Source organism: Pseudomonas sp. GD04015 (genome assembly GCF_029837675.1).
Classification (GTDB): Bacteria; Pseudomonadota; Gammaproteobacteria; order Pseudomonadales; family Pseudomonadaceae; genus Aquipseudomonas; species Aquipseudomonas paralcaligenes.
On record NZ_JAOEEE010000006.1, the window covers coordinates 62202 to 83984 of the forward strand.

The following is a 21783-nucleotide window of genomic DNA, read 5'->3' on the forward strand; positions in this document are numbered from 1 at the left end:
GTCAAGCCCGCCGCCGCTCGCGGATCAGCACCGTTTATGGTGACTATCAATCCGTCCGGGTGGTGCCCGAGGGAAAGCCCGTATAGAGTCCGTGGCCATAGAGACTACGGCGAGGTGTGTGATGTCCCGCATGATCCGCTTCCATCAGTTCGGTGACGCCAGCGTGTTGCGCCTGGAGGAACTGCCGACTCCGAAACCCGGCCACGGCGAGGTGCTGGTGCGTACCCAGGCGCTCGGCGTCGGCTGGCGAGACGTGCTGTGGCGGCAGAACCTGGCGCCGGATCAGACCGCCCAGCTGCCGGCGGGCGTCGGCTTCGAACTGGCCGGCGTGATCGAAGCGGTCGGGCCGGGCGTGACGGACTTCGCGCCGGGCATGGCCGTGGCCAGTTTTCCCGCGTTCAGCACCAACCAGTACCCGGCCTGGGGCGACTTGGTGCTGATGCCGGCCAGGGGCCTGGCTCGCTACCCGGATGTGCTCACGCCGGCCGAGGCTGCCGTTCTCTACACCCCCTACATGCTGGCGTATTTCGCCCTGGTCGAACTTGCCGAAGTCCAGCCGGGGCAGCGCGTGCTGATCACCGAGGCGGCCCATTGCCTGGCACCACAGGCGGTGCAGATGGCCAAGGCGCTCGGCGCCGAGGTCGTCGCAGCCACCAGCGACGGCAGCACCCGTGGCTATTTGCGCGAGCTGGGCGCCGACAAGGTGATCGATACGGAAGAACAGGATCTGGTCCTGGAAGTCGAGCGCTTCACCGACGGCAAGGGCGTCGAAGTCGTGCTCGACCAGTGCGCGGGCCCGCAGATGAAGCTGCTCGGCGACGTGGCCGCGACCCGCGGCAAGCTGATCATCTACGGCGTCAACGGCGGCAACGATGCCGCGTTTCCGGCCTGTGCCGCGTTCAAGAAGCATCTCCAGTTCTTCCGACATTGCGTGATGGATTTCACCGGCCAGCCCGAACTGGGTCTGCAGCGTGACGAGGCAGCCGTGCAGCGCGCGATCGTACGCATCAACCAGATGGCTGCAGACAGGTTGCTCAAGCCGACCATCGCCAAGACCTTTGCCTTCGAGGATTTCGTCGCGGCCAACCAGTTCATGGAAACCTGCCCGGCGGGCGGACGCGTGGTGATGACCCTGGATACCCGGGCTGACTGAGTGTCAGTCTGGCTTTGCCGGATTTCCGATTCGAAAGTGGCGTGTGACTTTCCTGATACGCAATACGTTAGTTCGCATAATGGGGCGGATTCACGTTAAGTCGGCACTGGAGACTATCGACATCTCTAGTGCCGATTTAATGTAATCCGCATTATGCTGAAGCCGGTCCCCCTCCCGATCCCGCTACACCTCGTCATGGAAGCGCGTTTGTACGCTCCAGGGCGCTCCGATCTCGATGCCGTTTGCCATGTCCTGCAGGACTATCCCCGCCTTGTCGGTGAAGTCCGCCAGTTGGCCAAGGCGCCTCCCCTCAATGCCGAACTGGATGACTTGCTCGCCGAGCTGCTGGAGCTGCACGAGGGTGATCTAGGGGGTACGCTCCGCTGGCTAACGGCACCGAATATGGCGTTGTCCAATGAGAGGCCGATCGAGCTGCTGGTAACCGAATATGGTACGCGCGCCGTGCGACAGGCTATTCGTGCGATTGAATGCGAAGCCTTCGGATTGCTCTCTGGCGCGAGTTGGGGATGCAGGGATTGAGTCGGAGAGTCAAACCTGCAGCACCAGCACGCGCCAGCAGGTTGAGTTGCATAGCGGCTCGGCTCGGAGCGAAGCAACGAAGCCTGCTTACTGCCTCTGGAAAGCTCGCTGTGGCGTTTTCGCCGTCAGGTGCTGCCCAGGTAGCGGGTTGCCATAGATCGTAAAGCACAGCGTCTCGCTGCTGCCTTCCTGATCAAAGGCTTCGCATAATGTATATTATGTTAAATTAAGAGCATCCCGACAGAACCCAGGAGAGCTGTGGCTCCTGACAATAAAAGAGACAAATCTTGCTCAAAAAAAATACAGATTAATCAATGATATGGAAGCTGCAGGATCCTGGAGACCCTTTCGTTGCCCGCCGATATACAGTCAAAAAAGTGGACTCCTGAAGCAATTTTGACTGGTTAAAAAAAATAAAAACAAGACTAGAAATGCTCTGCTCAGCTCGCCCTGTGAGACTAGACACTCTATTTGATCCAAATCAACGAAGTGCTGTTATCGTCAAAAGGAGCATTCATGGCTCGGGGGCAATCTGCTATCGTCGGCCTATTGCCCCGCCTGGTGAATTGCTGTGCGTCGGATTGGATTGATCCTGCTAATGATTGCTAGCCTCGTGCTGCCGACCTTCGGCGGTGTGGCTTTCAGCATGCCGGCACAACCTTGCCCGATGCAGAGCGCCGATCATCAGGGCCATGCAATGGCCGATGCTCCGTGCTGCGAGCAAATGGACAAGTCTGATGGGGTGGCCAAGAAGTCCCCTTGCAAACCCGGCCAGGAATGCAAGACCGGAGGACTTCTCCAGACCACCGTGATCAAGAGCATATCCCCTCTCCCCTCACGCCCCGAGATATTGCTGACCCAGTCGGTGATTAAGCGAGAGCCCGCAGGACTCTGGCGCCCTCCTCGTTTCGTCTAATGCAGTGATCATCCCGCGCCTTACAGTCAGGCGCATCGTCGCGGTCACGTTTCGTAGTCGCGACTTCGATCAATCGCATTGGAGGCGAAAGCATGTCCGCTTTCCTTTTTCCACGCCGTGGCTTTCTCGGTGTGTTGGCTGCCGCATTCTGGGCAGCTCCCTGGCTTGCCGCGCAGGCGCAGCCCCTAACTTTCGAACGAGCCCAAGCTCTGGCCGAGCAGAGTGCCCCTGAGAACCTCGCGCGCCAGGCGCAGGTGGCATCGGCACAGCAGGCTGTCGAGCCCGCAGACGCCCTGCCCGATCCCAAGCTGATTCTAGGCATCGACAACCTGCCGATCGAAGGCCCTGACCGTTACACGCTTAATCGTGACTCCATGACCATGCGCCGCATTGGGTTCATGCAGGAAGTCCCCAACAGTGACAAGCGTCAGGCTCGGCGCCAGTTGGCCGAGGCTTCAGTAGGCCGAGCCGAGGCCGAGCAGCGTGCCATGCAGTTGGAGATCAAGCGCCAGACGGCAGTGAGCTGGCTGGATGTGTACTACGCCGAACGCAGTGTTGGCCTCTTCGATCAACTGGACCGTCAGATCGAGATGCTCCGCTCGACCGTGCAATCGCTGATTGCCGGCGGTAGTGCTCAGTCTGGCGAGCTGTTGCAGGCCGACCAGGAAGCTTTGGCGTTACAAGATCGGCGAGATCAACTGAATCGCGATGTGGCAGTAGCTCGTGCCAAGCTGCGCCGCTGGATAGGCAACGAGGCTGACCAGCCTTTGCAAGGAGGTGTTCCCAGTCTGAACCTGGTGGCACCGCACCTGCAGCAACGCATTGCCTCACACCCTGAGTTGCGCGCTGCCTCCGCCCGAGTCGGCGAGGCTAGCGCCGAGCTGAACGAGGCCATCGCCGAGAAGACCCCCGACTGGGGTGTTGAGTTTGCCTACAACAATCGCGACAACCAGTTCGGCGATATGGTGATGGTGCAATTTACCTTCGACCTGCCGTTGTTCGTAGGCACACGTCAGGGGCCCAAGATCAACGCCAGACAACAAAGCGTGTCGCAGATGGAAGCCGAGCAGGAAGCATTACTGCGCGCCCATCAGGCTGAGCTGGAAGGCGGTATTGCCGAGCTTGAGCAACTGCGCAGGACCTTGTCACGCACCGAAAAAACCTTGATCCCGCTTGCAAGCAAACGTGCCGATCTCGAACTGGCCGCCTACCAAGCCGGTAACAGCCAGCTCACATCCGTTATTACTGCCCAGCGCGACCTGATTGATGCGCAACTGCGGCAGATTGAACAACAGCGCAAGTTGAGCCAGCTCTCCGCAAGCCTGTACTACGCCTATGTGGAGGGCCTGAAATGAAGATATCGACATTTGGTTTTGCGGTCGCCGTGCTGACCGTGGGCATTGGCGCGGCGGGCGGTGGCTACTGGCTGGCCCAGCGGCAAGCCAAACACGAGCTACTGCCTAGCTCCGCACCGACGGACGAGCGCAAGGTGCTCTATTGGTACGACCCGATGCAGCCTGAGCAGCGCTTCGATAAACCGGGCAAGTCACCTTTCATGGATATGGAGCTTGTCCCTAAATACGCAGGATCCGAGCAAGATCCGTCTGTCCTGAGCGTCCCCGCTCAAGCCGTGCAGAACCTCGGAATGCGGACCTCGACGGTGATCCGCGGTGTACTGCCCTCGGATATCGAGGTGGTCGGCTCCCTGGCCTATAACCAGCGAGAGGTAGCGAACCTCCAGGCCCGCGCTGGCGGATTCGTCGAGCGGGTTTACGGGCGTGCCCCTGGCGATGTACTGCCAGCTGGAACACCCTTGGTCGACCTGCTGATTCCCGAGTGGTCCGCCGCGCAGTTGGAGTTCCTCGCGGTACTGCGTACCGGTGACGCCCGCTTGATCACTGCGGCCCAAGAGCGCCTCCGCCTGCTCGGCATGCCACAAGCGTTGATAGAGCAGGTTCGCCGCAGCGGCAAACCGCGGGCAGTGCAAACCCTCACCACACCTATCAGCGGCGAGCTCCAAGCCTTGCAGGTACGCGCCGGGATGACCGTTGAAGCCGGGCAGGATCTGGCGTTGATCAACGGGCTGTCCAGTGTCTGGCTCGATGCGGCGATACCCGAGGCCATGGCCGGAAGTATCCAGGTCGGGGACGAGATCCGCGCCAACCTGACGGCCTTTCCTGATCGACCGCTGCTGGGCCGCGTCATAGCCTTGCTGCCGAGTGCCGATCCGCAAACGCGCACGCTCACGGTACGCAGCGAGCTACCCAACCCTGCCGGTAAGTTGCGCCCCGGCATGTTCGCCGCCGTACGCCTGAACAGTGCCGTCGAACAATCCACGCTTCTTGTGCCGAGTGAAGCCGTGATTCGCACCGGGAAGCGTGCATTGGTGATGCTGGCCGAAGGCGACGGACGCTACCGTCCCCAGGAAATCACCTTGGGCCGCGAGGCCGATGGGCGTCTGGAGGTGTTTTCCGGTCTTGAGGAAGGTCAGGCGGTCGTTACCTCCGGCCAGTTCCTCATCGATTCGGAAGCCAGCCTGCAGGGCATCCTGGCCGGCAATGCAGAACAGGACAGCACGGAGGGGCTGCATGTGTCTCACGGCGTTATTCGCGCACTGGACGGGAAACAAGTCACCCTGGAGCATGGCCCCTTCGAGAGCCTGAATATGCCAGGTATGACCATGGCTTTTCCTCTGGTCAGCTCCGAAGTAGCTGTGGGACTTAAGCCAGGAGATCACGTACGCATCGCCGCACGTCAGACAAACTCCGGCCTGCTGATCGAGCAGCTCCGCAAGGAAGGAGACCAGCCATGATCGCGCGCCTGATCCATTGGTCGATCGGCAACCGCTTCCTGGTACTGCTGGCCACCCTGTTCATCACCGCCCTGGGCCTCTGGTCGCTGCGCAACACGCCGTTGGATGCACTGCCGGACCTATCTGACACCCAGGTCATCATCAGAACCAGCTTTCCCGGACAGGCACCGCAGATCGTCGAGAACCAGGTGACCTACCCACTGGCCACAACCATGCTCTCGGTACCGGGGGCGAAGACGGTGCGCGGCTACTCGTTCTTCGGCGACTCCTTCGTCTACGTGCTGTTCGAGGACGACACCGACCTCTACTGGGCGCGCTCGCGGGTGCTGGAGTACCTCAACCAGGCGCAGGAACGCCTGCCCGAGGGTGTTACCACCACCCTTGGGCCGGATGCCACCGGCGTGGGCTGGATCTACCAGTACGCCTTGGTCGACCGCAGCGGCCAGCATGATCTTGCCCAGCTGCGGGCACTGCAGGACTGGTTCCTCAAGTACGAACTCAAGAGCCTGCCCAACGTAGCCGAAGTGGCCACCCTCGGCGGCATGGTCAAGCAATACCAAGTGCTGCTCGATCCGCAGAAGCTGGTGGCTTATGGGGTAACTCAGCAGGAGGTCGAAGCGGCGCTGAAGAGCGCCAATCAGGAAACCGGCGGCGCCATCCTGGAGCTGGCAGAGCGCGAGTACATGGTGCGGGCTTCAGGCTATCTAGAGAGCCTGGCGGATTTCCGCAATGTGCCGCTGCGGGCTTCGGCCAGCGGAGTTCCGGTGCTGCTGGGTCAGGTGGCCACCATTCAGCTGGGGCCAGAGATGCGTCGTGGCATTGCCGAGCTGGATGGCCAGGGTGAAGTGGTAGGCGGCGTGGTCATCTTGCGCTCCGGAAAGAATGCCCGCGATACCATCGCCGCGGTGAAGACCAAGCTGGACAGCCTGAAGGGCAGCTTGCCGGCCGGCGTCGAGGTGGTCACCACCTATGACCGTTCGCAATTGATCGACCGCGCCATCGATAACCTCAGCTACAAGCTGCTGGAAGAGTTCGCGGTGGTTGCCCTGGTTTGCCTGATCTTCCTCTGGCACCTGCGCTCGTCGCTGGTCGCGATCATCACCCTGCCCCTGGGCATCCTGATGGCCTTCATCGTCATGCGCTACCAGGGCGTCAATGCCAACATCATGTCGCTCGGCGGGATCGCAATCGCCATCGGCGCCATGGTCGATGCCGCCGTGGTGATGATCGAGAACGCGCACAAGCACATCGAGGCCTGGAAGGCTCGACACCCCGGTGAACCGCTTCAGGGCGAGGCGCACTGGCGGGTGATCGGCGAAGCTGCGGCCGAGGTCGGGCCGGCGCTGTTCTTCAGCCTTTTGATCATCACCCTGTCTTTCCTCCCGGTCTTCACCCTGGAGGCCCAGGAGGGTCGCCTGTTTGGCCCGCTGGCATTCACCAAGACCTATGCCATGGCTGCCGCTGCTGGCCTCTCGATCACCTTGGTACCGGTGCTGATGGGCTATTGGATTCGTGGGCATATCCCCAGCGAACAACAGAACCCCTTGAATCGTTGGCTGATCGGTGCATACCGGCCGGTGCTGGAGTGGGTGCTGGCTTGGCCTAAGGTGACCCTAGCGCTGGCCTTGCTAGTGTTTTTGTCCAGTCTCTGGCCCCTCAGCAGACTCGGAGGAGAGTTTCTACCGCCGATGGACGAGGGCGACCTGTTGTACATGCCATCAGCCCTGCCCGGCTTGCCGGCCAGCAAGGCCACCCAGCTGCTGCAGCAAACCAACCGGATGATCCTCGCGGTGCCCGAAGTGGCACGGGTATTCGGCAAGGCCGGGCGAGCAGAGACCGCCACCGATCCAGCACCGCTGGAAATGTTCGAGACCACGGTGCAGTTCAAACCACGCGATCAATGGCGCGCGGGGATGACACCCGAAAAGCTGATCGAGGAACTGGATCGCGCGGTAAAAGTTCCGGGGCTGTCCAATATCTGGGTGCCGCCCATCCGCAACCGCATCGACATGCTGGCGACGGGGATCAAGAGCCCCATTGGGGTGAAAGTGTCCGGAACCTCCTTGGTCGACATCGAGCGCATAACGCGCGATATCGAGGCCGTGGCCAAAGAGGTGCCTGGGGTGAGTTCGGCCTTGGCAGAACGCCTTACTGGCGGCCGTTACGTGGACATCCAGATCGATCGACTGGCCGCGGCGCGCTATGGCCTGAGCATCGCCGATGTGCAGGCGGTGGTATCGGGCGCCATCGGCGGCAGCAATATTGGTGAGACGGTTGAAGGACTGGCCCGCTTCCCGATCAACCTGCGCTATCCCAAGGAGTGGCGAGACAGTCCGCAGGCACTACGGCGTATGCCGATCCTCACGCAAGCCGGCCAGCAGATCACCTTGGGCACCGTCGCCCAGGTTAGTCTGACCGAAGGGCCGCCAATGCTGCGCAGCGAGAACGGGCGTCTGTCCGGTTGGGTCTATGTCGATGTCCGTGGGCGCGACCTGGCATCGACCGTGCGCGAGTTGCAGCAACGCGTAGCTGAGCAGGTACAACTCGATGCTGGCATGACCGTCTCCTACTCCGGTCAGTTCGAGTTCCTGGAGCGCGCCAATGCACGGCTGACCTGGGTGGTACCGGCGACCTTGTTGATCATCTTCGTGCTGCTTTACCTGACCTTCAGCCGCTTCGGTGAGGCCCTACTGATCATGGCAACCCTGCCCTTCGCCCTATCGGGCGGCATCTGGCTGCTCTACTGGTTCGGCTTCAACCTGTCGGTTGCCACTGGGGTCGGCTTTATCGCCTTGGCCGGCGTCTCGGCGGAATTTGGGGTGATCATGCTGCTGTACCTGAAGAATGCCTGGCATGCACGTATGGATGCCGGGCGCAGCGGTGACCCGGCACTACTGGAGGCAATTCGTGAAGGCGCAGTGCTGCGCGTGCGGCCCAAGGTGATGACGGTGGCCGTGATCATCGCCGGCCTGTTGCCAATCCTCTGGGGCGGAGGTGCCGGATCTGAGGTGATGAAGCGCATCGCCGCGCCCATGGTCGGCGGCATGATTACCGCGCCGCTGATGTCCATGTTGGTTTTGCCGGCCGCGTACTGGCTGATGCGAAGGCAGCGTACACAGAAGGTTCGCGCACCGCAGGAGCTATAGCTTTACAAACCCGGGCAAGCCACGCGCCAAGCTGACTCGCCCGGGTAACGCGGCAGGAAGCATTACGGCGATGTAACTTTGACTTCATTTTTATGACAGGTTGAGCGGATATATTTTAATCACCACCTTGAAGGAGTGATTTAACATGAAAAGCCTCAAAGTTATTGCAGCCCTTGCCGCTATGGTTGTTTCCTCTGCCACTCTGGCAGAAGGCGGCGCTGATCGTGTTTATGGTCGGATGATTCAGGCCAATGAGCAGGCCATGCAAGAGTATGCTGCCGCTAACGGAAAGAATCCGCCTGAAGTTATTCATTACCGCTACGGCATGAAACTCGATATCGCCAGGGTCGTGGCCACTACCCCGACGGACTCTAGCTGCGGTGTGATGCCGGCCCAGATGACCTACGAGGACTCCAATGGCGATCTGAATATTCTTGAATACCGGGCAGCCGGGACAGGTTGCCGTAATCAAAACTAGATAAATGACATCGCGCTGACTGAAATGTAATTTCCAAGTCACCCTGACGTTATTTGGCATGTGGAAATATGACCAAGGCGTGCCTGGCTATGCCCGGCGCGCTTGGCACATATATGCGACCACACAATGACAACTGCCAATAACATCAGGAGCATTTATGAATAACAGAACCCTGTTAGGACTTTCTCTGCTCACTCTGAGCGTCAGTACCGGGCAAGCTGCAATGGCCGCCGGCGAGAAAGGCGAGGGATTTATCGAAGGCAGCAGCCTGACCATTCTCAATCGAAATCTCTACTTCAACCGCGATTTCCGTAAAGGCCAGTCCAGCAGCTCGGGTAATGGCTATTCGGAAGAGTGGGCGCATGGCGTGATAGGCCGATTCGAGTCTGGCTTCACCGAGGGCACCATAGGCTTCGGTGTCGATGCCTTTGCCATGCTAGGACTCAAACTTGACACCGGCGACGGCCGTTCAGGAGCCGGTGGCTCAGTCGATGTGCTGCCTTACAACAGCCTCGGGCAGGCTGAGGATAACTACTCCAAACTGGGTGGCGCGGTGAAAGCTCGGTTCATGGATACCGAGATCAAGGTAGGCGACGTCTTTCCTGTCAGCCCTGTCGTCCAATACGGTGATGCGCGGCTTTTACCGGAGAGTTTCCGAGGTATCACCGTGCTCAACAGCAGCGTGGAAGGACTGTCGCTTCAAGGTGGTCGCCTCCACTCGATGAGCCAACCCAATACCAGCAGCATGCGCGACGGCTTCGCTACCTTCTACGCGGGCGAAGTGGACTCGCCATGGATCGCCTATTTCGGTGGTGATTACACGCTTAATGACAACGTCGGCTTTAGTCTCTACACCAGCCGCCTCAAGGATGCCTGGAATCAATATTACGCGGGCACCACGCTGAGCTACCCGCTTGCGGACGATGTCGCCTTGATCGGCGGGCTGAACTACTACAAGGCGGTCGATGAAGGGAGGCAGCTCCTCGGGAGCTTCGATAACAACATCTGGAGCGGCAAGGTCGGCATCCAATTCGGCGCTCATACAGTGCTGGTGGGTCTCCAGCGCAACAATGGCGATGATGACTTCGACTACTTGCGCCAATCGGACTCCATCTACCTCGACAACTCCATCCAGTACAGCGACTTCAACTCGCCGAAGGAGAAGTCATGGCAAGTGCGCTATGACCTGGATATGGAGCCTTTCGGTGTGCCTGGATTGAGCTTCATGACTCGATATGCCCAGGGCTGGGATGCCGACTACAGCAACGCCAACGAAGTCTATATGCGCCGTGATGACAACGGCGATCCGTTGACCAACCAGAAGCGCTGGGAGCGGGACATCGAGGCCAAGTACGTTGTGCAGTCTGGGTCGTTGAAGGACATGTCCTTTCGCATTCGACAAGCCACGACTCGCGCCACCGACTTCGAGTCGGATTTGGATGAGTTCCGCCTGATTGTCGAGTACCCGCTGGAAGTTCTCTAACCCTGGCAAGCGAGCGGGTTGATTGCCCCGCTCGCTCCTTGGTCCTGCTGTCCCCTCGTAGTGCTCCTTTGGTTTGGAGACAGCCCTTGGCGCCCTAGGGCGCCTTTTTTACTTAGGTTAAAGGACGTATGAAAATGAGTCGGCCACTACACACAAGCGGCCGTGCTGGCAGGCAGTACTACTGGGCGGGATATTCTGCAACGACCTGATCAGAACCCGTCTTGGTCAAGCCAATGACCTGGTAGGCATGCTGTACGCCATCGACTTCCATGCCGGGGGAGCCCGCCGGCATCCCGGGAACAGCGATGCCCACGAGATCATCGCGCTTGGTGAGCTCGATGACCTGAGCCGCCGGCACATGACCTTCGACGAACTTGCCGTCAATCACCGCGGTGTGACAAGACGCCAACCGCGGCGCAACGCCCAGACTTTGCTTCACTGCCGACATGTTGCTTTCGACATGGTCGACGACTTTGAAGCCATTCGCTTCGAGGTGTGAAATCCACTTCTTGCAACATCCGCAATTGGCATCACGATGGACATCAATCGTCAGGGCATCAGCTGCTTGAACTGCAGATGTGACGGAGAGAGCGGCCAGCAAGGCCAGATATTTAGCTTTCATGCACGTGCTCTTTGCCATCGGCGTGGGTGTGGGTCTTGGGCGAGGCGTTCGGAGCCTGCTCGGCGTGATGATCACCTCCGTTGGACGACGCCTCATCCCCAGCATGGTGGTCATCGCCACTCATATCCGAATGGTGACCTGCCTTAGGTGCGGAGCCACCCTCGCTATCCGTAGCCGCGGCATCGTGATGACCAGGCTCTCCAGCATCACCTGATCCATGATGGTCATCGCCACCGCCACTATTGTCATGATGGCCAGGCTTGTTGTCGCCGTGCTGTCCTTCATGATTGTGCATTTGCGTTTCCCCACCACCATGCTGATGGCCGCCACTGGATGCGACGAGTGCTTGGTATTGCTTGGCATCCATCGTCGGCAATTGGTCAATGAAGGCAACCATGCCCCAGATGTACTCATCGCCCATGCTCTTGCCCCACGCAGGCATACCCGTTGCCTTGATGCCATGCTTGATCACCCAGAACGCTGCTGACGGATTGCCATCGACACCGATCTTGGCGAGGTTGGGAGGCGCAGGGTAAAGCGATTGGCTTAGCTCGGTCTCCGCCACACCTGGCGCCAAATGACAGCCGATACACATGGAGTTGTAGTTGCCCGCACCGGCGCGAATAAGAGCTTGATCATCCAGGTTGGGAACCTCGATGTCCTGCGAACGGACTTCGATAGAGCGGTCGCGGGCCATCGTGAGAAACGCATACACTGCAGGAAAATGGGGATCATCGGCCCCCACGTTGACCACGCCAAAGTAGGCGCCGGCCAGGACAGCTGTGCTACCGACCACGCCGGCCGCCACCAAAGTTTTAATTGTTCTTTTCATGTCAGGTTCTCAAAACCACATCCGGATACCGGCGACAAAACGCGCCTCGTCTACATCACCGCCCTCGTCACGCACCATGTCTGCCGTGTTGCCATAGGAGCGGCTCCAGGAAACCCCGATATAGGGGGCAAACTGTCTGACAATCTCGTAACGCAAACGCAAACCGAGTTCGGTATTGGCCAACCCAGACCCCACACCTCGTTCAGGATCGTTCTTGCCGTAGAAGTTCATTTCGGCAGTTGGCTGGAGAATCAGCCGGTTGGTCAGCAGAATGTCGTACTCGCCCTCCAGTCGGGCAGCAGTTTGGCCATTCTCGCCGACGAAGGCCGTGGCTTCGGCCTCAAAGGCGTAAAGCGCCATGCCCTGGATACCGAAGGCGGCCCAAGTCTGCGGCGACTCCGGTTTGAAGTCCTGGCGAACGCCCGCGACGACATCCCACCAAGGGCCGATCGAGCGGCCGTACAGCAGCTGTAATTCAGCATCCTCGGTCACGCCGTTGGTACGCTCGCCTTCGGAGCGGAACCAGACCCGGTTGATATCACCGCCTACCCAGCCCGACGCATCCCAGGCCAGGGTGCTGCCCTCATCTGCGTCCTGGTATTCGAGCTGATCGAGCAGGAAAAAACTGTTGATGGCGCTGTCGTGAACCTTGTGGCCAGGTAATGGCGGGAAAGCCGCTTGGCGATCAGCATCCGTCAGAACGGGAATCGGCGTACGGCTGGTGGTTCTCGGGGCTTCAGCGGAGCCATGGTTCATCTTTGAATGATCCATGCCCTCCATCTGTCCTTGCATGGCGCCATGCCCCATCTTGCTGTGATCCATAGCCTGGGCCTTCTCTTGGCTCTGGCCGTGGCCCATCTGGCTATGATCCATGCTGCCCGAAGCACCCTGCATGGCACCATGGTCCATCTTGCTGTGATCCATGCCCTCCATCGGCGCTTTGGCGGAACCGTGGCCCATCTGGCTGTGGTCCATCGACATGGAGCCGTGCCCCATTGCCGAATGATCCATTTCTTCCGCAGCCTGGGTAACGCCGCCGCTGAGTGCACTCAGCGACACGACCAGCGCTATGAGGGACGGGCGTGAAAACCTAGTGGTCATGGTTCGAACCTGCTTCGGCTTCGGTGCCGCCATGCTTATCCATCATCTTCTCGTGCCCCATATCGTCATGGTTCATGCCCTCATGATCCATGGTGCCATGATCCATCTGCTGGCCAGCGGCCTTGCCTTTCGATTGATCTGCAGGCTTGTCACTGATGGCCTCGGGCGCAGCCGACTCGGCAGCATGTTGTTCGTGCTCGCTGTGCCCCTCACCTGCCAATGACGTCGGCGCGTACAAAGCAGCCAAAAAACTGAACATCGCTGCGCTGCCAAACAGGGCATTACGCTTCATAAAAGTACTCATCAGAAATCTCCTTTACTCATCCACACGGACTTCACGGAACATGCCCATTTCCATGTGGAGCAACAGGTGGCAGTGGTAGGCCCAACGCCCCAACGCATCGGCGGTCACCCGATAGCTGCGCTTGGAACCTGGCGGCATGTCGATGGTGTGTTTACGCACCAGGAAATTGCCGTTCGCATCCTCCAGATCACTCCACATGCCATGAAGATGGATCGGGTGAGTCATCATGGTGTCGTTGACCAGCGTGATGCGAACACGCTCGCCGTACTTGAGGCGTAGAGGCTCGGCGTCAGAGAACTTGATTCCATCGAAGGACCAGGAGAATTTCTCCATATGCCCGGTGAGGTGCAGCTCGATGGTGCGACTTGGCTCACGCCCGTCCGGATCAGGGAAGGTGCTGCGCAGGTCAGAGTACGTCAGCACGCGCCGGCCGTTATCACGCAGGCCGATACCTGGGTCGTCCAGCTTGTGCGTCGGCGTCATGGTCTGCATGTCGACCAAAGGATTGTTGGTCTCTGAGGCCGGGTGTGCCTGCATGTTGCCAGCCATGCCAGCCATGCCAGCCATGTTTGAATGATCCATTCCGGCCATCTGGCTGTGATCCATACCAGCCATGCCACCCTGCATGCTGCCATGATCCATTCCCGCCATATTGCCCTGATCCATCCCGGCCATGTTCCCGTGATCCATACCGCCCATGCTGCCGTGATCCATACCCATGTCGCCCATGGCAATCAGCGGACGCCGGTCGGGGCTGGGTACTGGTGCACTCAACCCCTCCTGTACAGCAAGGGTGCCGCGCGCATAGCCAGTGCGGTCCATGGATTGGGCAAACACGGTATAGGCCTGTTCGCTGTCTGGTTCGATGATCACGTCGTAGGTCTCGGCCACGGCGATACGGAACTCGTCGACGCTGACCGGTTTGACGTGCAGACCATCGGCCGCAACCACAGTCATCTTCAGGCCTGGGATGCGCACATCGAAATAGGTCATAGCCGAGGCATTAATGAACCGCAGGCGGATCTTTTCGCCTGGTTTGAATATGCCGGTCCAGTTGCCATCAGGTGCCTGGCCATTCATCAGGTAGGTGTAGGTGTAGCCACTGACGTCAGCGAGATCCGTCGGGCTCATCTTCATCTCGGCCCACATCTTGCGATCGGCTACGGCGGCGGACCAACCCATCTCGCTTACGTCATCGATGAAGTCACCAACGGTGCGTTTGTGCTGGTTGTAGTAGTCCGACTGTTTCTTGAGCTTGGCCAGTACCCGCGTTGGATTTTCATCCGTCCAGTCGCTCAGCAACACGACGTAATCACGGTCGTAACTGAAGGGCTCGGGCTCCTTGGCATCGATGACCAGCGCGCCGTATACGCCGACCTGCTCCTGCAGCCCCGAGTGACTGTGATACCAGTAGGTACCGTTCTGGTTGACCTTGAACTTGTACTCATACATGCCGTCAGGGGCGATGCCATGGAAGCTCAGGCCAGGAACACCATCCATGTTCGCCGGCAGGATGATGCCGTGCCAATGGATGGAGGTGTCCTCCTTGAGGCGGTTGCGCACGCGCAATGTGACGGTATCGCCTTCGCGCCAACGAAGAATCGGCCCAGGGAGCGAGCCGTTGATGGTCATGGCCGTGCGCGCTGCGCCGGTGATGTTCACCGGGGTTTCACCGATGAATAGGTCGAATTCGTTACCAGTCAGTACGTTGGGCTGGCCGGGGCTGTTCACCGCCCAGACCGGCGTGCGCCACAGGCCAAGTCCGCCGATAATACCGGTGGCTGCCAGGCCTTTGACGAAGGTGCGCCTTGTGGTTTTGCTTTGCATGCCGTTTTGTCCAATCCGTCAAATGAGCCGGTGATGGTGTGCCCGGTCTCGGGTTCATGGCTGCTTCAATGTCGGGGATTTACCCCTCAATTTTCCACGTCGGTGCATTGCACAAGCCTTACCGACGATGAGCAGTATGAAACTGCCATATCCCAACCATCCGGGTGATTACATTTCTGTAAGGTAGATGACTTCAGCAGTTGGTGTGCTCTGCTTGCTCGGTTGGACTGCTGGCTACAGGAGCCTCAACTTTCTGCTGCTGGGCCACCCGGTAGGCCTCCAGAGACGTCTGGCGTGCCTGCTCCATGCGCGCGAAGGTTCGGTCAGCACCACCTTCAGCCATTGCCAAGCTGGAGATGCTCAGAGCAGTAACTACAAGCAGAGCTTTGATCGATTTCATTTTGGGTATTCCTCGTAAGTTAAGTGGTCCCTGCAACTGCAGAGGCCGAGCTTTAGGCTCGATGTCACGTTAACTAAGAGGGCCTGTCAGCAACCTGAGCCGAACATTACAGTTCTGTCAGGTTGCTATTTCTTTCTTGTAGCCCATCCAGAAGGCTCGGTACTGTCTTTCATGCCCTCATAAAGCCTTGCGAATTTCTTGAGAGGGCATGCTCGGCAGCGATGCCTAAGCTACTCAGGGTCATTCGCACCCGCGGATAAGACCACCAACAATTAAGAGAGATTGTCACTATGTCGAATAAATCCAACGTCGCTACCGGTGCCGCTCTGGCTCTCGTGGCCGCCAGCCTGTTTGCTACCCTGCCTGTCCAGGCCGCCCAGGACACCAAAGCAGCTGAAGTGAAGTGCTTCGGCGTCAACGGTTGCAAGGGCCAGAACGACTGCATGACCGCCAAAAATGCCTGCAAAGGCCAGGGAGAATGCAAAGGCCAGGGCTTCAAGCTGATGACTCAGGCCAAGTGCGATGAGGCCGGTGGCAAGACCAGCGAATAATGCCGTTGCGGGGAGTGCCTGCCACTCCCCTGCTGGAGTCTTGAATGAGTAAGCGCAAAACACTGGGTTTCGGTCTTGGCCTTCGCAGTGAGTATTACCAGCAGATTCTTGAACAGCGACCTGCGGTCGACTGGTTTGAGATCATTTCCGAGAATTACCTGGTGGGAGGCGGCAAGGCTCTCTACTTCCTCGATGCGATCGGCGAGCACTACCCCCTGGTGATGCACGGGGTGTCTCTTTCGATTGGCGGCTCACATGCCTTGGACATCGACTACCTACGACAGCTCAAGCAACTGGCAGATCGGGTGCAGCCTCAGTGGGTGTCTGATCACTTGTGCTGGAGTCGAGGCAACGCCCATCAACTTCACGATCTGCTGCCGCTGCCGTTTACCCAGGAGAGCCTGCTGCATGTCGCGGCCCGGGTGCGCCTGGTGCAGGATGTTTTGGAGCGTCCCATCGTGCTGGAGAACGTTTCCTCCTACGTGCAGTGGACAACATCCAGCATGAGCGAGTCTCAGTTCCTCTCGGAGCTCAGTTACCTGACCGGGTGCGAGCTGCTTCTCGACGTGAACAACGTCTACGTCAGCGCACGAAATCAGGATTTCGACCCATGGCAGTTCATCTTGGAATTGCCGCACGAGCGGATTCGTCAAATTCATCTGGCCGGGCACAGCGATTACGGGCAGTACCTCATCGACACCCATGACCAGCCCATCGCTGATCCGGTTTGGTCTCTCTACAGCAAGACTTTGAGCTACTTGGGCCCGACATCGACCTTGATCGAGCGGGATGACCAGTTTCCGCCGCTGGAAGAGCTGTTGTCCGAATTAGCACATGCCCGTGCTATCGCCAAATCTGTGATATCGGGGGCCACCCCTTGAGCCTGATCGCCCTACAGACTGCATTTGAAACTTACCTGACAGGTGACAGTGCCCTGCCCTCCAACGAGCTTTTGGAGCAGATCCGAGGTAGCACAGCGCTGAGTGCTCTCGAAGGCCTGCAGATCTACCACAACGCTTACCGTTCGCGCCTGCTTGCGGTCTTGCGAGAAGACTTCCCTGCCCTGCTTCACTGGATCGGCAACGAATCATTCGAGCAGCTCGCACTGGCCTACTTGGCCGCCTGGCCACCACGACATTTCAGCATTCGCTGGCTGGGCGAGAAGCTGCCCGAGTTCATTAGCAGCTACGTCGAAGAACCCCAACTATCGCCGATGCGCGAACTCGCGGAGCTTGAGTGGGCTTTTACACTGGCTTTCGATGCTCAGGACGTCGAAGTGCTTTCACTGCAGGCCATCAGTGATTTTTCGGCTGAAGACTGGATTTCACTCAGGGTTTCCCTGACTGCATCTGCCCGGTGGTTGCAGCTGCAGTACAACACGCTGGAGTTGTGGAAAGCCGCCAAGTCCGGCAGCTTGCTGCCTGATATTACCCGCCTGCCAACGAACCTAGCCTGTCTTGTTTGGCGTCATGAACTCGTCTGCCAGTACCGGAGCCTGGAGCCAGCGGAGGCTTCGGCATTGCAGTTTCTCATCGAGGGCGGATCGTTCGCTGAACTCTGCGAGTCGTTGAGCGCCACGCATGGCGAGCAAGCTCCCTTGCAAGCCGCGACCTGGTTTAAGTTGTGGGTCAACGACGGTTTGCTAAAGCGCGGCCAGCTATTACACGAATGACCCGGAACCTTTAGGCTAGCGCTCTCTCTTTGGCCACTCCGAGCGCTTCTATGACTCACCGCATCATTCATTTCAAACAGCAAGCCTTGCTTGACCCGGAGACCTATCAGGCAATGCTGGCCGACGGCGTTGGTCACTGGGAGCGGCTTGCAGGAGAAGTCGTCGGCATAGAAGACGAAAAAAGCCACGAGTTCGCTGCATTGAAAAGCCTGTTCAAGCGCAAGCGGTACTCCTATGACACGCTGGAAATGCGCGAGCCAGGCGATCACTCAAACTGGCTTCGCGGCCGAGATGGTTCAGAAGGTATGACCAACGAGGTCACCAGTATCCCAGGGCTAAAAGAGCTCTCAGAACTGGAGATTTAGTGGGATAGCAGGTCAGCGCTCAAGCGCTGACCTGGGCCGAATAGCCAAGCTCCTGGATGAGTTCGCGGATCGATTCGGCACTTTCTGTGCTCTCAACGGTGACCTTGCCGGCCGCTCGATCCACTTCTACTCGTGCATCCTGATCCAGAGCTTGAATGGCCTTCGTGATTTTGCTCACGCAACTGCCACAGCCCATCCCCGCAACACTCAGACTAAACATGTCTTTCACCTCATTTCGTCCGCGGCTCAAGTTACCGCACGGACAGCATCGACCTTGACACGATGGCAAGGTCAAGCCCGTAAGCGCTACAAAAGGATCAGCCGTTTACCACGGGCGTAAGGATGGGGGTTGGTGAACACACCACGACATGCCTTGCGCCCCTCGTCAGTGCGACGTATAGATTCTGGGGGGTCATAAGCTCAGGATGCAGGACAACCGAGACATCCGCCTCCAGCCCCTTGAGAAGTAATGTGCTGCCTACAGAGCGTCTTGCGATCGGTCGGGCAAGGTGTCTATTGCGCTCTCGCGCTTGAATGGCTGCACTCAGAAAGTCGGCAGCACCTCCCACCACCGCTTGCATTGCAGACCGGCAGCAGTACAGAACCTCCGGTCGGTATACACGTGCCCCGTGCTGCTCAGCGAGCGTATCGATCACACGGAGCGCTTGCCCCAATGTTGGCGCTGCTACGAAATCGATCGCCGCAGCCTCGGCCGCGGTCGGAGGCGTTCGGGCCCTTCCTGCACGCAGCGACTCCACGCGCGTTCGCAGGTTTGCTGCACCTACCCCCGTCATTACGCTGGAAGCAAACTCCACAAGTTGTGCCAGAGCATTGGCACCCTGCAAGTCAAAGTTCCTGGCGAAGTTGACGAGATCTCTCAGGTCGACGGCTTCTACGGCCATGGCACCGGGTGTCTGGCTCGTGAGCTGATGGCGACCTTGCACGTTGATGGAGTCCCCGATGATGAGGACGCTGCCCTGAGCGTTGGGAGCTTCGGTTCTCGCGGCCACCAGTCGCTGCTGAACTTCGGTTCCGGCGTTTAGCTGCACCCAACGCACTTCTGCTGGAGCCGTGCGCAGATCCACCGGCTGACCAGCTTGAAGTTGCTGCCGTATGGCGAGCAGCCACTGCCCGAGGTTCTCAGCTCCAGCCAGCCGCCAGCGCCACGGTATCCTCAACTCTCCCGCTGCGGGAAACAGGGGTTGCACCTCATTCGCCCAATGCACCAGTCGATTGCCACGGAAGCTGAATATGGCTTGCATCGGGTCACCGAGCACGCAGGTCGGAAGCACCTGGGCCAAACCAGACACGATGGCGTGCTGGACGACGTTGCAGTCTTGGTACTCGTCGACAAGCAACCGTGCATAGGTGGCGCGAAGGGGCTGAGCGAGGTGACCGGCCTGCAACAACTGCATGGCGGCCTCCCGAATTGCCGGGTAGTCAGTATTGGGTTGATGCAGCTGTAGGATCTGCGGGTTATGGCCGCTTCGCGCTGGGAACTTAGCGATCAGGCGCATCGAGAATCCGTCAATGGTGGAGACTCGATATGCGGAGTTAGGAACACCGGCTCGTCTCAGGCGCGCCCGTAAGGCCGCAACGCCGGCGTTCGTATGTGTCAAGACGAGGATGGGTTTGCTCTGCGTATGCGCGATGAGCGTCTCGGCAATCAATTGCGTTTTTCCACAACCTGCGGGGGCCGTTATGGAGCCACGCTCGATAGCGAAAAGATCAATCTCAGGGGGCACTTGTAAACGTCCAGAGCTGATTCGTGACTGCCATGAAGCCCGGTTCGGCGTTCTGTAAAGACGGACCGACGATGTCCCTTGCAACCTCCTGATAGGTTGTCAGCGACTTGAACCAGCCGCTGTTGCGGATACGGGATGCGGTTCCCAGCAGCTCTCGTCTCTCAGGTGAGTACCCATCCACGAGTCGCTTGGCTCGGATATCGTTCAGCGTCACGCGGCCTTGGGACTTCGTCTGAATGTGTGCGTTCATCAGCTCTGCACCCACTATTGTTTCGGCTTTCGCCAGAAGTGCATCGAGTGCTTGCTCACTGAGATGGCGGAAGATCTCGTCCTCCAACGTGAGGCCTGGTCGCCATGTAAGAATTTGCCCGCCGGCGGCCAAGAATGCTTCAGCGAGCCCCGCGGTCGAAGGCTTGTCGGCATCTACAAAAACCATCACGCGGTAACCCAAGTTCAGAAGTGCTGTTCCCCGGATAAGACTGTTATCGGGGCTTCCCCCGCCGGCGTCCACATACGCGCCGCCATGGGCCAGGAATGAGGTAGCGCCAAGACTGACCCACCATTGGTCAAGGCCACGCGCGAAGCCAACCTCGCTGGCCCCCTCGCAAACGATGATGGATTTGGCGAGGAATGCTTCGGGGTCCTTCCGAAGGGTACTTTGTACCTCGTTGGCTTCCCCAGCTGGCATAACACTGTGGCGCTGAGGTGCTGACCGAACAACGAATAACTGGCTGCCGGACAGCTCGCGCAGCGCGACCGGCGAGTGCGTCGTCATGAACACTTGCAACGGAGCGGCAGCGTCCTTTGCACCCAGCGAGTCCAGGAATCGCATGAGCCGATGAGGTTCAAGCCCGTATTCCACCTCATCAACCAGGGCAATTGGCGCGGCGCTGGCCGCAGCCCTTTGAAGCCCTGCCACTAGCAAGCGTGACGAGCCCGTGCCAAGGGAGCGCAGCGGAATACCTGTTTCACTGTGCAGCGCGATCGCCCCCTCGCCAATCGACACAGAATGTGCGTCAAGGAGCGCCTGAGGCATAGCCCCGACCGAAACGCCAAGATGCTGTGCTGTGCGTTGCACGACCTCAAGCGTCTGGGTCAGATGTTCGGCTGCTTGATTGCCAAAGTTCGCTCTTGCTTGCCTAGCGGCGCGCGCCAGTTCAGCACCAAGCTCGGCGCGCTCATCGGTAAGTCGATTGAGCACTGAGCCACGACTCCACGACAGGTTCGAGCTCGCAAAGCTGCCGATACGGGCGGGCGCTAGTGCCGCTCGTTCTTTCCAGGGAAGAGTGCGTTCAAGTTGCTGCTGCTCCGCGCGCTCGGAGAAAAGTGTCCAAACAGGCTCCAAATCGGCACCAACTTGCAGACGCAAGGTGATGACGGTCTCCAGCCCCGCTCGCGGTTCGTCTTCGACTTCCCCCGTACCGGGATGGAATCCACGCAAGAACTCGCCGTAGACATCGATATCCATCAGCGATAACGGCAGATCGCCAAGCGCCACGCTGATGGTGATGGGTACATCGACGTTTAATGCGAAGAAGTCCATGTCGCCGAACGTGCCGCCTCGGCGGGCGCCGACGCAAAGGTCAATCGCGTCCAGGATGCTGGACTTCCCACTGTCACCCGGACCAATGAGGCAGTTAATTCCGGGGGCCGGCACCCAGTCGAGCGCCTGGATAGACCGGAAGTTGCTAATTTGCAGTCGGCGAATGCGGGCCACGGAGAATCCTCATGGGGTAACGACTGTCAGTCTCCTACTCGCAGCGGGAACGATCCATAGAACGTCCCCTCGTCATCAGGTGATGCGACTGATAGGTCAAGTTGCAAGCTACCGTACGG

Annotated in this window: 20 protein-coding genes; 11 read left to right on the forward strand and 9 right to left on the reverse strand. The window is 59.1% G+C overall.

The window, feature by feature from the left end:
• Positions 1-121: 121 nt before the first annotated feature.
• The 7 genes from N7640_RS06930 to N7640_RS06960 all read left to right on the forward strand — a co-directional run bounded on the left by N7640_RS06930 (position 122) and on the right by N7640_RS06960 (position 10528).
• Positions 122-1153 (forward strand): zinc-dependent alcohol dehydrogenase family protein, encoded by a 1032-nt coding sequence (locus N7640_RS06930; RefSeq protein WP_279902408.1) that lies wholly within the window; start codon positions 122-124, stop codon positions 1151-1153.
• 153 nt (positions 1154-1306) lie between these two features.
• Positions 1307-1693 (forward strand): MbcA/ParS/Xre antitoxin family protein, encoded by a 387-nt coding sequence (locus N7640_RS06935; protein ID WP_279902409.1) that lies wholly within the window; start codon positions 1307-1309, stop codon positions 1691-1693.
• A 1008-nt stretch (positions 1694-2701) separates the two neighbouring features.
• Entirely contained in the window at positions 2702-3964 is a 1263-nt protein-coding gene (locus N7640_RS06940; protein WP_279902410.1) for a TolC family protein, read from the forward strand.
• Entirely contained in the window at positions 3961-5421 is a 1461-nt protein-coding gene (locus tag N7640_RS06945) for an efflux RND transporter periplasmic adaptor subunit (RefSeq protein ID WP_003452298.1), read from the forward strand. Before N7640_RS06940 ends, N7640_RS06945 begins: the two co-directional genes overlap by 4 nt.
• Positions 5418-8567, forward strand: a complete 3150-nt coding sequence (locus N7640_RS06950; RefSeq protein ID WP_279902411.1) for an efflux RND transporter permease subunit — start codon at positions 5418-5420, stop codon at positions 8565-8567. Before N7640_RS06945 ends, N7640_RS06950 begins: the two co-directional genes overlap by 4 nt.
• Before the next feature lie 145 nt (positions 8568-8712).
• Positions 8713-9045, forward strand: coding sequence for a DUF2790 domain-containing protein (locus tag N7640_RS06955; RefSeq protein WP_004574339.1), 333 nt, complete (start codon positions 8713-8715; stop codon positions 9043-9045).
• Positions 9046-9202: 157 nt separating this feature from the next.
• Positions 9203-10528, forward strand: coding sequence for an OprD family porin (locus tag N7640_RS06960; protein ID WP_279902412.1), 1326 nt, complete (start codon positions 9203-9205; stop codon positions 10526-10528).
• Between the two features lie 178 nt (positions 10529-10706).
• On the opposite strand, the gene N7640_RS06965 is transcribed toward N7640_RS06960, so the two are convergent.
• The 6 genes from N7640_RS06965 to N7640_RS06990 form a co-directional block, all read right to left on the reverse strand.
• Positions 10707-11150, reverse strand: a complete 444-nt coding sequence (locus tag N7640_RS06965; RefSeq protein ID WP_279902413.1) for a DUF411 domain-containing protein — start codon at positions 11148-11150, stop codon at positions 10707-10709.
• The gene (locus tag N7640_RS06970; protein ID WP_279902414.1) at positions 11140-11982 is read right to left on the reverse strand and encodes a cytochrome c; all 843 of its coding nucleotides are present in this window, start codon (positions 11980-11982) and stop codon (positions 11140-11142) included. Before N7640_RS06970 ends, N7640_RS06965 begins: the two co-directional genes overlap by 11 nt.
• A gap of 9 nt (positions 11983-11991) precedes the next feature.
• Complete coding sequence (locus tag N7640_RS06975) at positions 11992-13083, reverse strand: copper resistance protein B (RefSeq protein ID WP_279902415.1); 1092 nt, start codon at positions 13081-13083, stop codon at positions 11992-11994.
• The gene (locus N7640_RS06980) at positions 13073-13387 is read right to left on the reverse strand and encodes a hypothetical protein (RefSeq protein WP_024616826.1); all 315 of its coding nucleotides are present in this window, start codon (positions 13385-13387) and stop codon (positions 13073-13075) included. The genes N7640_RS06975 and N7640_RS06980 overlap by 11 nt, the downstream gene beginning before the upstream one ends.
• Positions 13388-13399: 12 nt before the next feature.
• Positions 13400-15214, reverse strand: coding sequence for a copper resistance system multicopper oxidase (locus tag N7640_RS06985; RefSeq protein ID WP_279902416.1), 1815 nt, complete (start codon positions 15212-15214; stop codon positions 13400-13402).
• 193 nt (positions 15215-15407) lie between these two features.
• Positions 15408-15614, reverse strand: coding sequence for a co-regulatory protein PtrA N-terminal domain-containing protein (locus N7640_RS06990; RefSeq protein ID WP_003139535.1), 207 nt, complete (start codon positions 15612-15614; stop codon positions 15408-15410).
• Between the two features lie 290 nt (positions 15615-15904).
• On the opposite strand from N7640_RS06990, the gene N7640_RS06995 reads away from it, so the two are divergent.
• From N7640_RS06995 to N7640_RS07010, 4 genes are read left to right on the forward strand one after another with little or no spacing between them, the layout of a single operon-like run.
• Positions 15905-16165, forward strand: a complete 261-nt coding sequence (locus tag N7640_RS06995; RefSeq protein ID WP_004577564.1) for a membrane protein — start codon at positions 15905-15907, stop codon at positions 16163-16165.
• 44 nt (positions 16166-16209) lie between these two features.
• Positions 16210-17046 carry a DUF692 domain-containing protein gene (locus N7640_RS07000; RefSeq protein WP_279902417.1) on the forward strand — a complete coding sequence of 279 codons (837 nt, stop codon included), beginning with the start codon at positions 16210-16212 and terminating at the stop codon, positions 17044-17046.
• Positions 17043-17837 (forward strand): DNA-binding domain-containing protein, encoded by a 795-nt coding sequence (locus N7640_RS07005; protein ID WP_279902418.1) that lies wholly within the window; start codon positions 17043-17045, stop codon positions 17835-17837. The genes N7640_RS07000 and N7640_RS07005 overlap by 4 nt, the downstream gene beginning before the upstream one ends.
• Before the next feature lie 50 nt (positions 17838-17887).
• Complete coding sequence (locus tag N7640_RS07010; protein ID WP_004374672.1) at positions 17888-18202, forward strand: hypothetical protein; 315 nt, start codon at positions 17888-17890, stop codon at positions 18200-18202.
• Positions 18203-18221: 19 nt separating this feature from the next.
• On the opposite strand, the gene N7640_RS07015 is transcribed toward N7640_RS07010, so the two are convergent.
• The 3 genes from N7640_RS07015 to N7640_RS07025 form a co-directional block, all read right to left on the reverse strand.
• Positions 18222-18422: a heavy metal-associated domain-containing protein gene (locus tag N7640_RS07015; protein ID WP_003246756.1), complete on the reverse strand. Its 201-nt coding sequence runs from the start codon at positions 18420-18422 to the stop codon at positions 18222-18224.
• A 97-nt stretch (positions 18423-18519) separates the two neighbouring features.
• Complete coding sequence (locus N7640_RS07020; RefSeq protein WP_033725463.1) at positions 18520-19947, reverse strand: UvrD-helicase domain-containing protein; 1428 nt, start codon at positions 19945-19947, stop codon at positions 18520-18522.
• The gene (locus N7640_RS07025) at positions 19937-21664 is read right to left on the reverse strand and encodes an ATP-binding protein (RefSeq protein ID WP_043242879.1); all 1728 of its coding nucleotides are present in this window, start codon (positions 21662-21664) and stop codon (positions 19937-19939) included. The genes N7640_RS07020 and N7640_RS07025 overlap by 11 nt, the downstream gene beginning before the upstream one ends.
• Positions 21665-21783: the final 119 nt, after the last annotated feature.

What these genes read in the sequence shown, in the direction of transcription:
- N7640_RS06970 (WP_279902414.1), bottom strand. Translation starts at nt 11,982, where the DNA reads ATGAAAAGAACAATTAAAACTTTGGTGGCGGCCGGCGTGGTCGGTAGC.
- N7640_RS06995 (WP_004577564.1), top strand. Translation starts at nt 15,905, where the DNA reads ATGTCGAATAAATCCAACGTCGCTACCGGTGCCGCTCTGGCTCTCGTG.
- N7640_RS06940 (WP_279902410.1), top strand. Translation starts at nt 2,702, where the DNA reads ATGTCCGCTTTCCTTTTTCCACGCCGTGGCTTTCTCGGTGTGTTGGCT.
- N7640_RS06930 (WP_279902408.1), top strand. Translation starts at nt 122, where the DNA reads ATGTCCCGCATGATCCGCTTCCATCAGTTCGGTGACGCCAGCGTGTTG.
- N7640_RS07015 (WP_003246756.1), bottom strand. Translation starts at nt 18,422, where the DNA reads ATGTTTAGTCTGAGTGTTGCGGGGATGGGCTGTGGCAGTTGCGTGAGC.
- N7640_RS06990 (WP_003139535.1), bottom strand. Translation starts at nt 15,614, where the DNA reads ATGAAATCGATCAAAGCTCTGCTTGTAGTTACTGCTCTGAGCATCTCC.
- N7640_RS07010 (WP_004374672.1), top strand. Translation starts at nt 17,888, where the DNA reads ATGACTCACCGCATCATTCATTTCAAACAGCAAGCCTTGCTTGACCCG.
- N7640_RS06985 (WP_279902416.1), bottom strand. Translation starts at nt 15,214, where the DNA reads ATGCAAAGCAAAACCACAAGGCGCACCTTCGTCAAAGGCCTGGCAGCC.
- N7640_RS06950 (WP_279902411.1), top strand. Translation starts at nt 5,418, where the DNA reads ATGATCGCGCGCCTGATCCATTGGTCGATCGGCAACCGCTTCCTGGTA.
- N7640_RS06975 (WP_279902415.1), bottom strand. Translation starts at nt 13,083, where the DNA reads ATGACCACTAGGTTTTCACGCCCGTCCCTCATAGCGCTGGTCGTGTCG.
- N7640_RS06955 (WP_004574339.1), top strand. Translation starts at nt 8,713, where the DNA reads ATGAAAAGCCTCAAAGTTATTGCAGCCCTTGCCGCTATGGTTGTTTCC.
- N7640_RS07000 (WP_279902417.1), top strand. Translation starts at nt 16,210, where the DNA reads ATGAGTAAGCGCAAAACACTGGGTTTCGGTCTTGGCCTTCGCAGTGAG.
- N7640_RS06965 (WP_279902413.1), bottom strand. Translation starts at nt 11,150, where the DNA reads ATGAAAGCTAAATATCTGGCCTTGCTGGCCGCTCTCTCCGTCACATCT.
- N7640_RS06945 (WP_003452298.1), top strand. Translation starts at nt 3,961, where the DNA reads ATGAAGATATCGACATTTGGTTTTGCGGTCGCCGTGCTGACCGTGGGC.
- N7640_RS06960 (WP_279902412.1), top strand. Translation starts at nt 9,203, where the DNA reads ATGAATAACAGAACCCTGTTAGGACTTTCTCTGCTCACTCTGAGCGTC.
- N7640_RS06935 (WP_279902409.1), top strand. Translation starts at nt 1,307, where the DNA reads ATGCTGAAGCCGGTCCCCCTCCCGATCCCGCTACACCTCGTCATGGAA.
- N7640_RS06980 (WP_024616826.1), bottom strand. Translation starts at nt 13,387, where the DNA reads ATGAGTACTTTTATGAAGCGTAATGCCCTGTTTGGCAGCGCAGCGATG.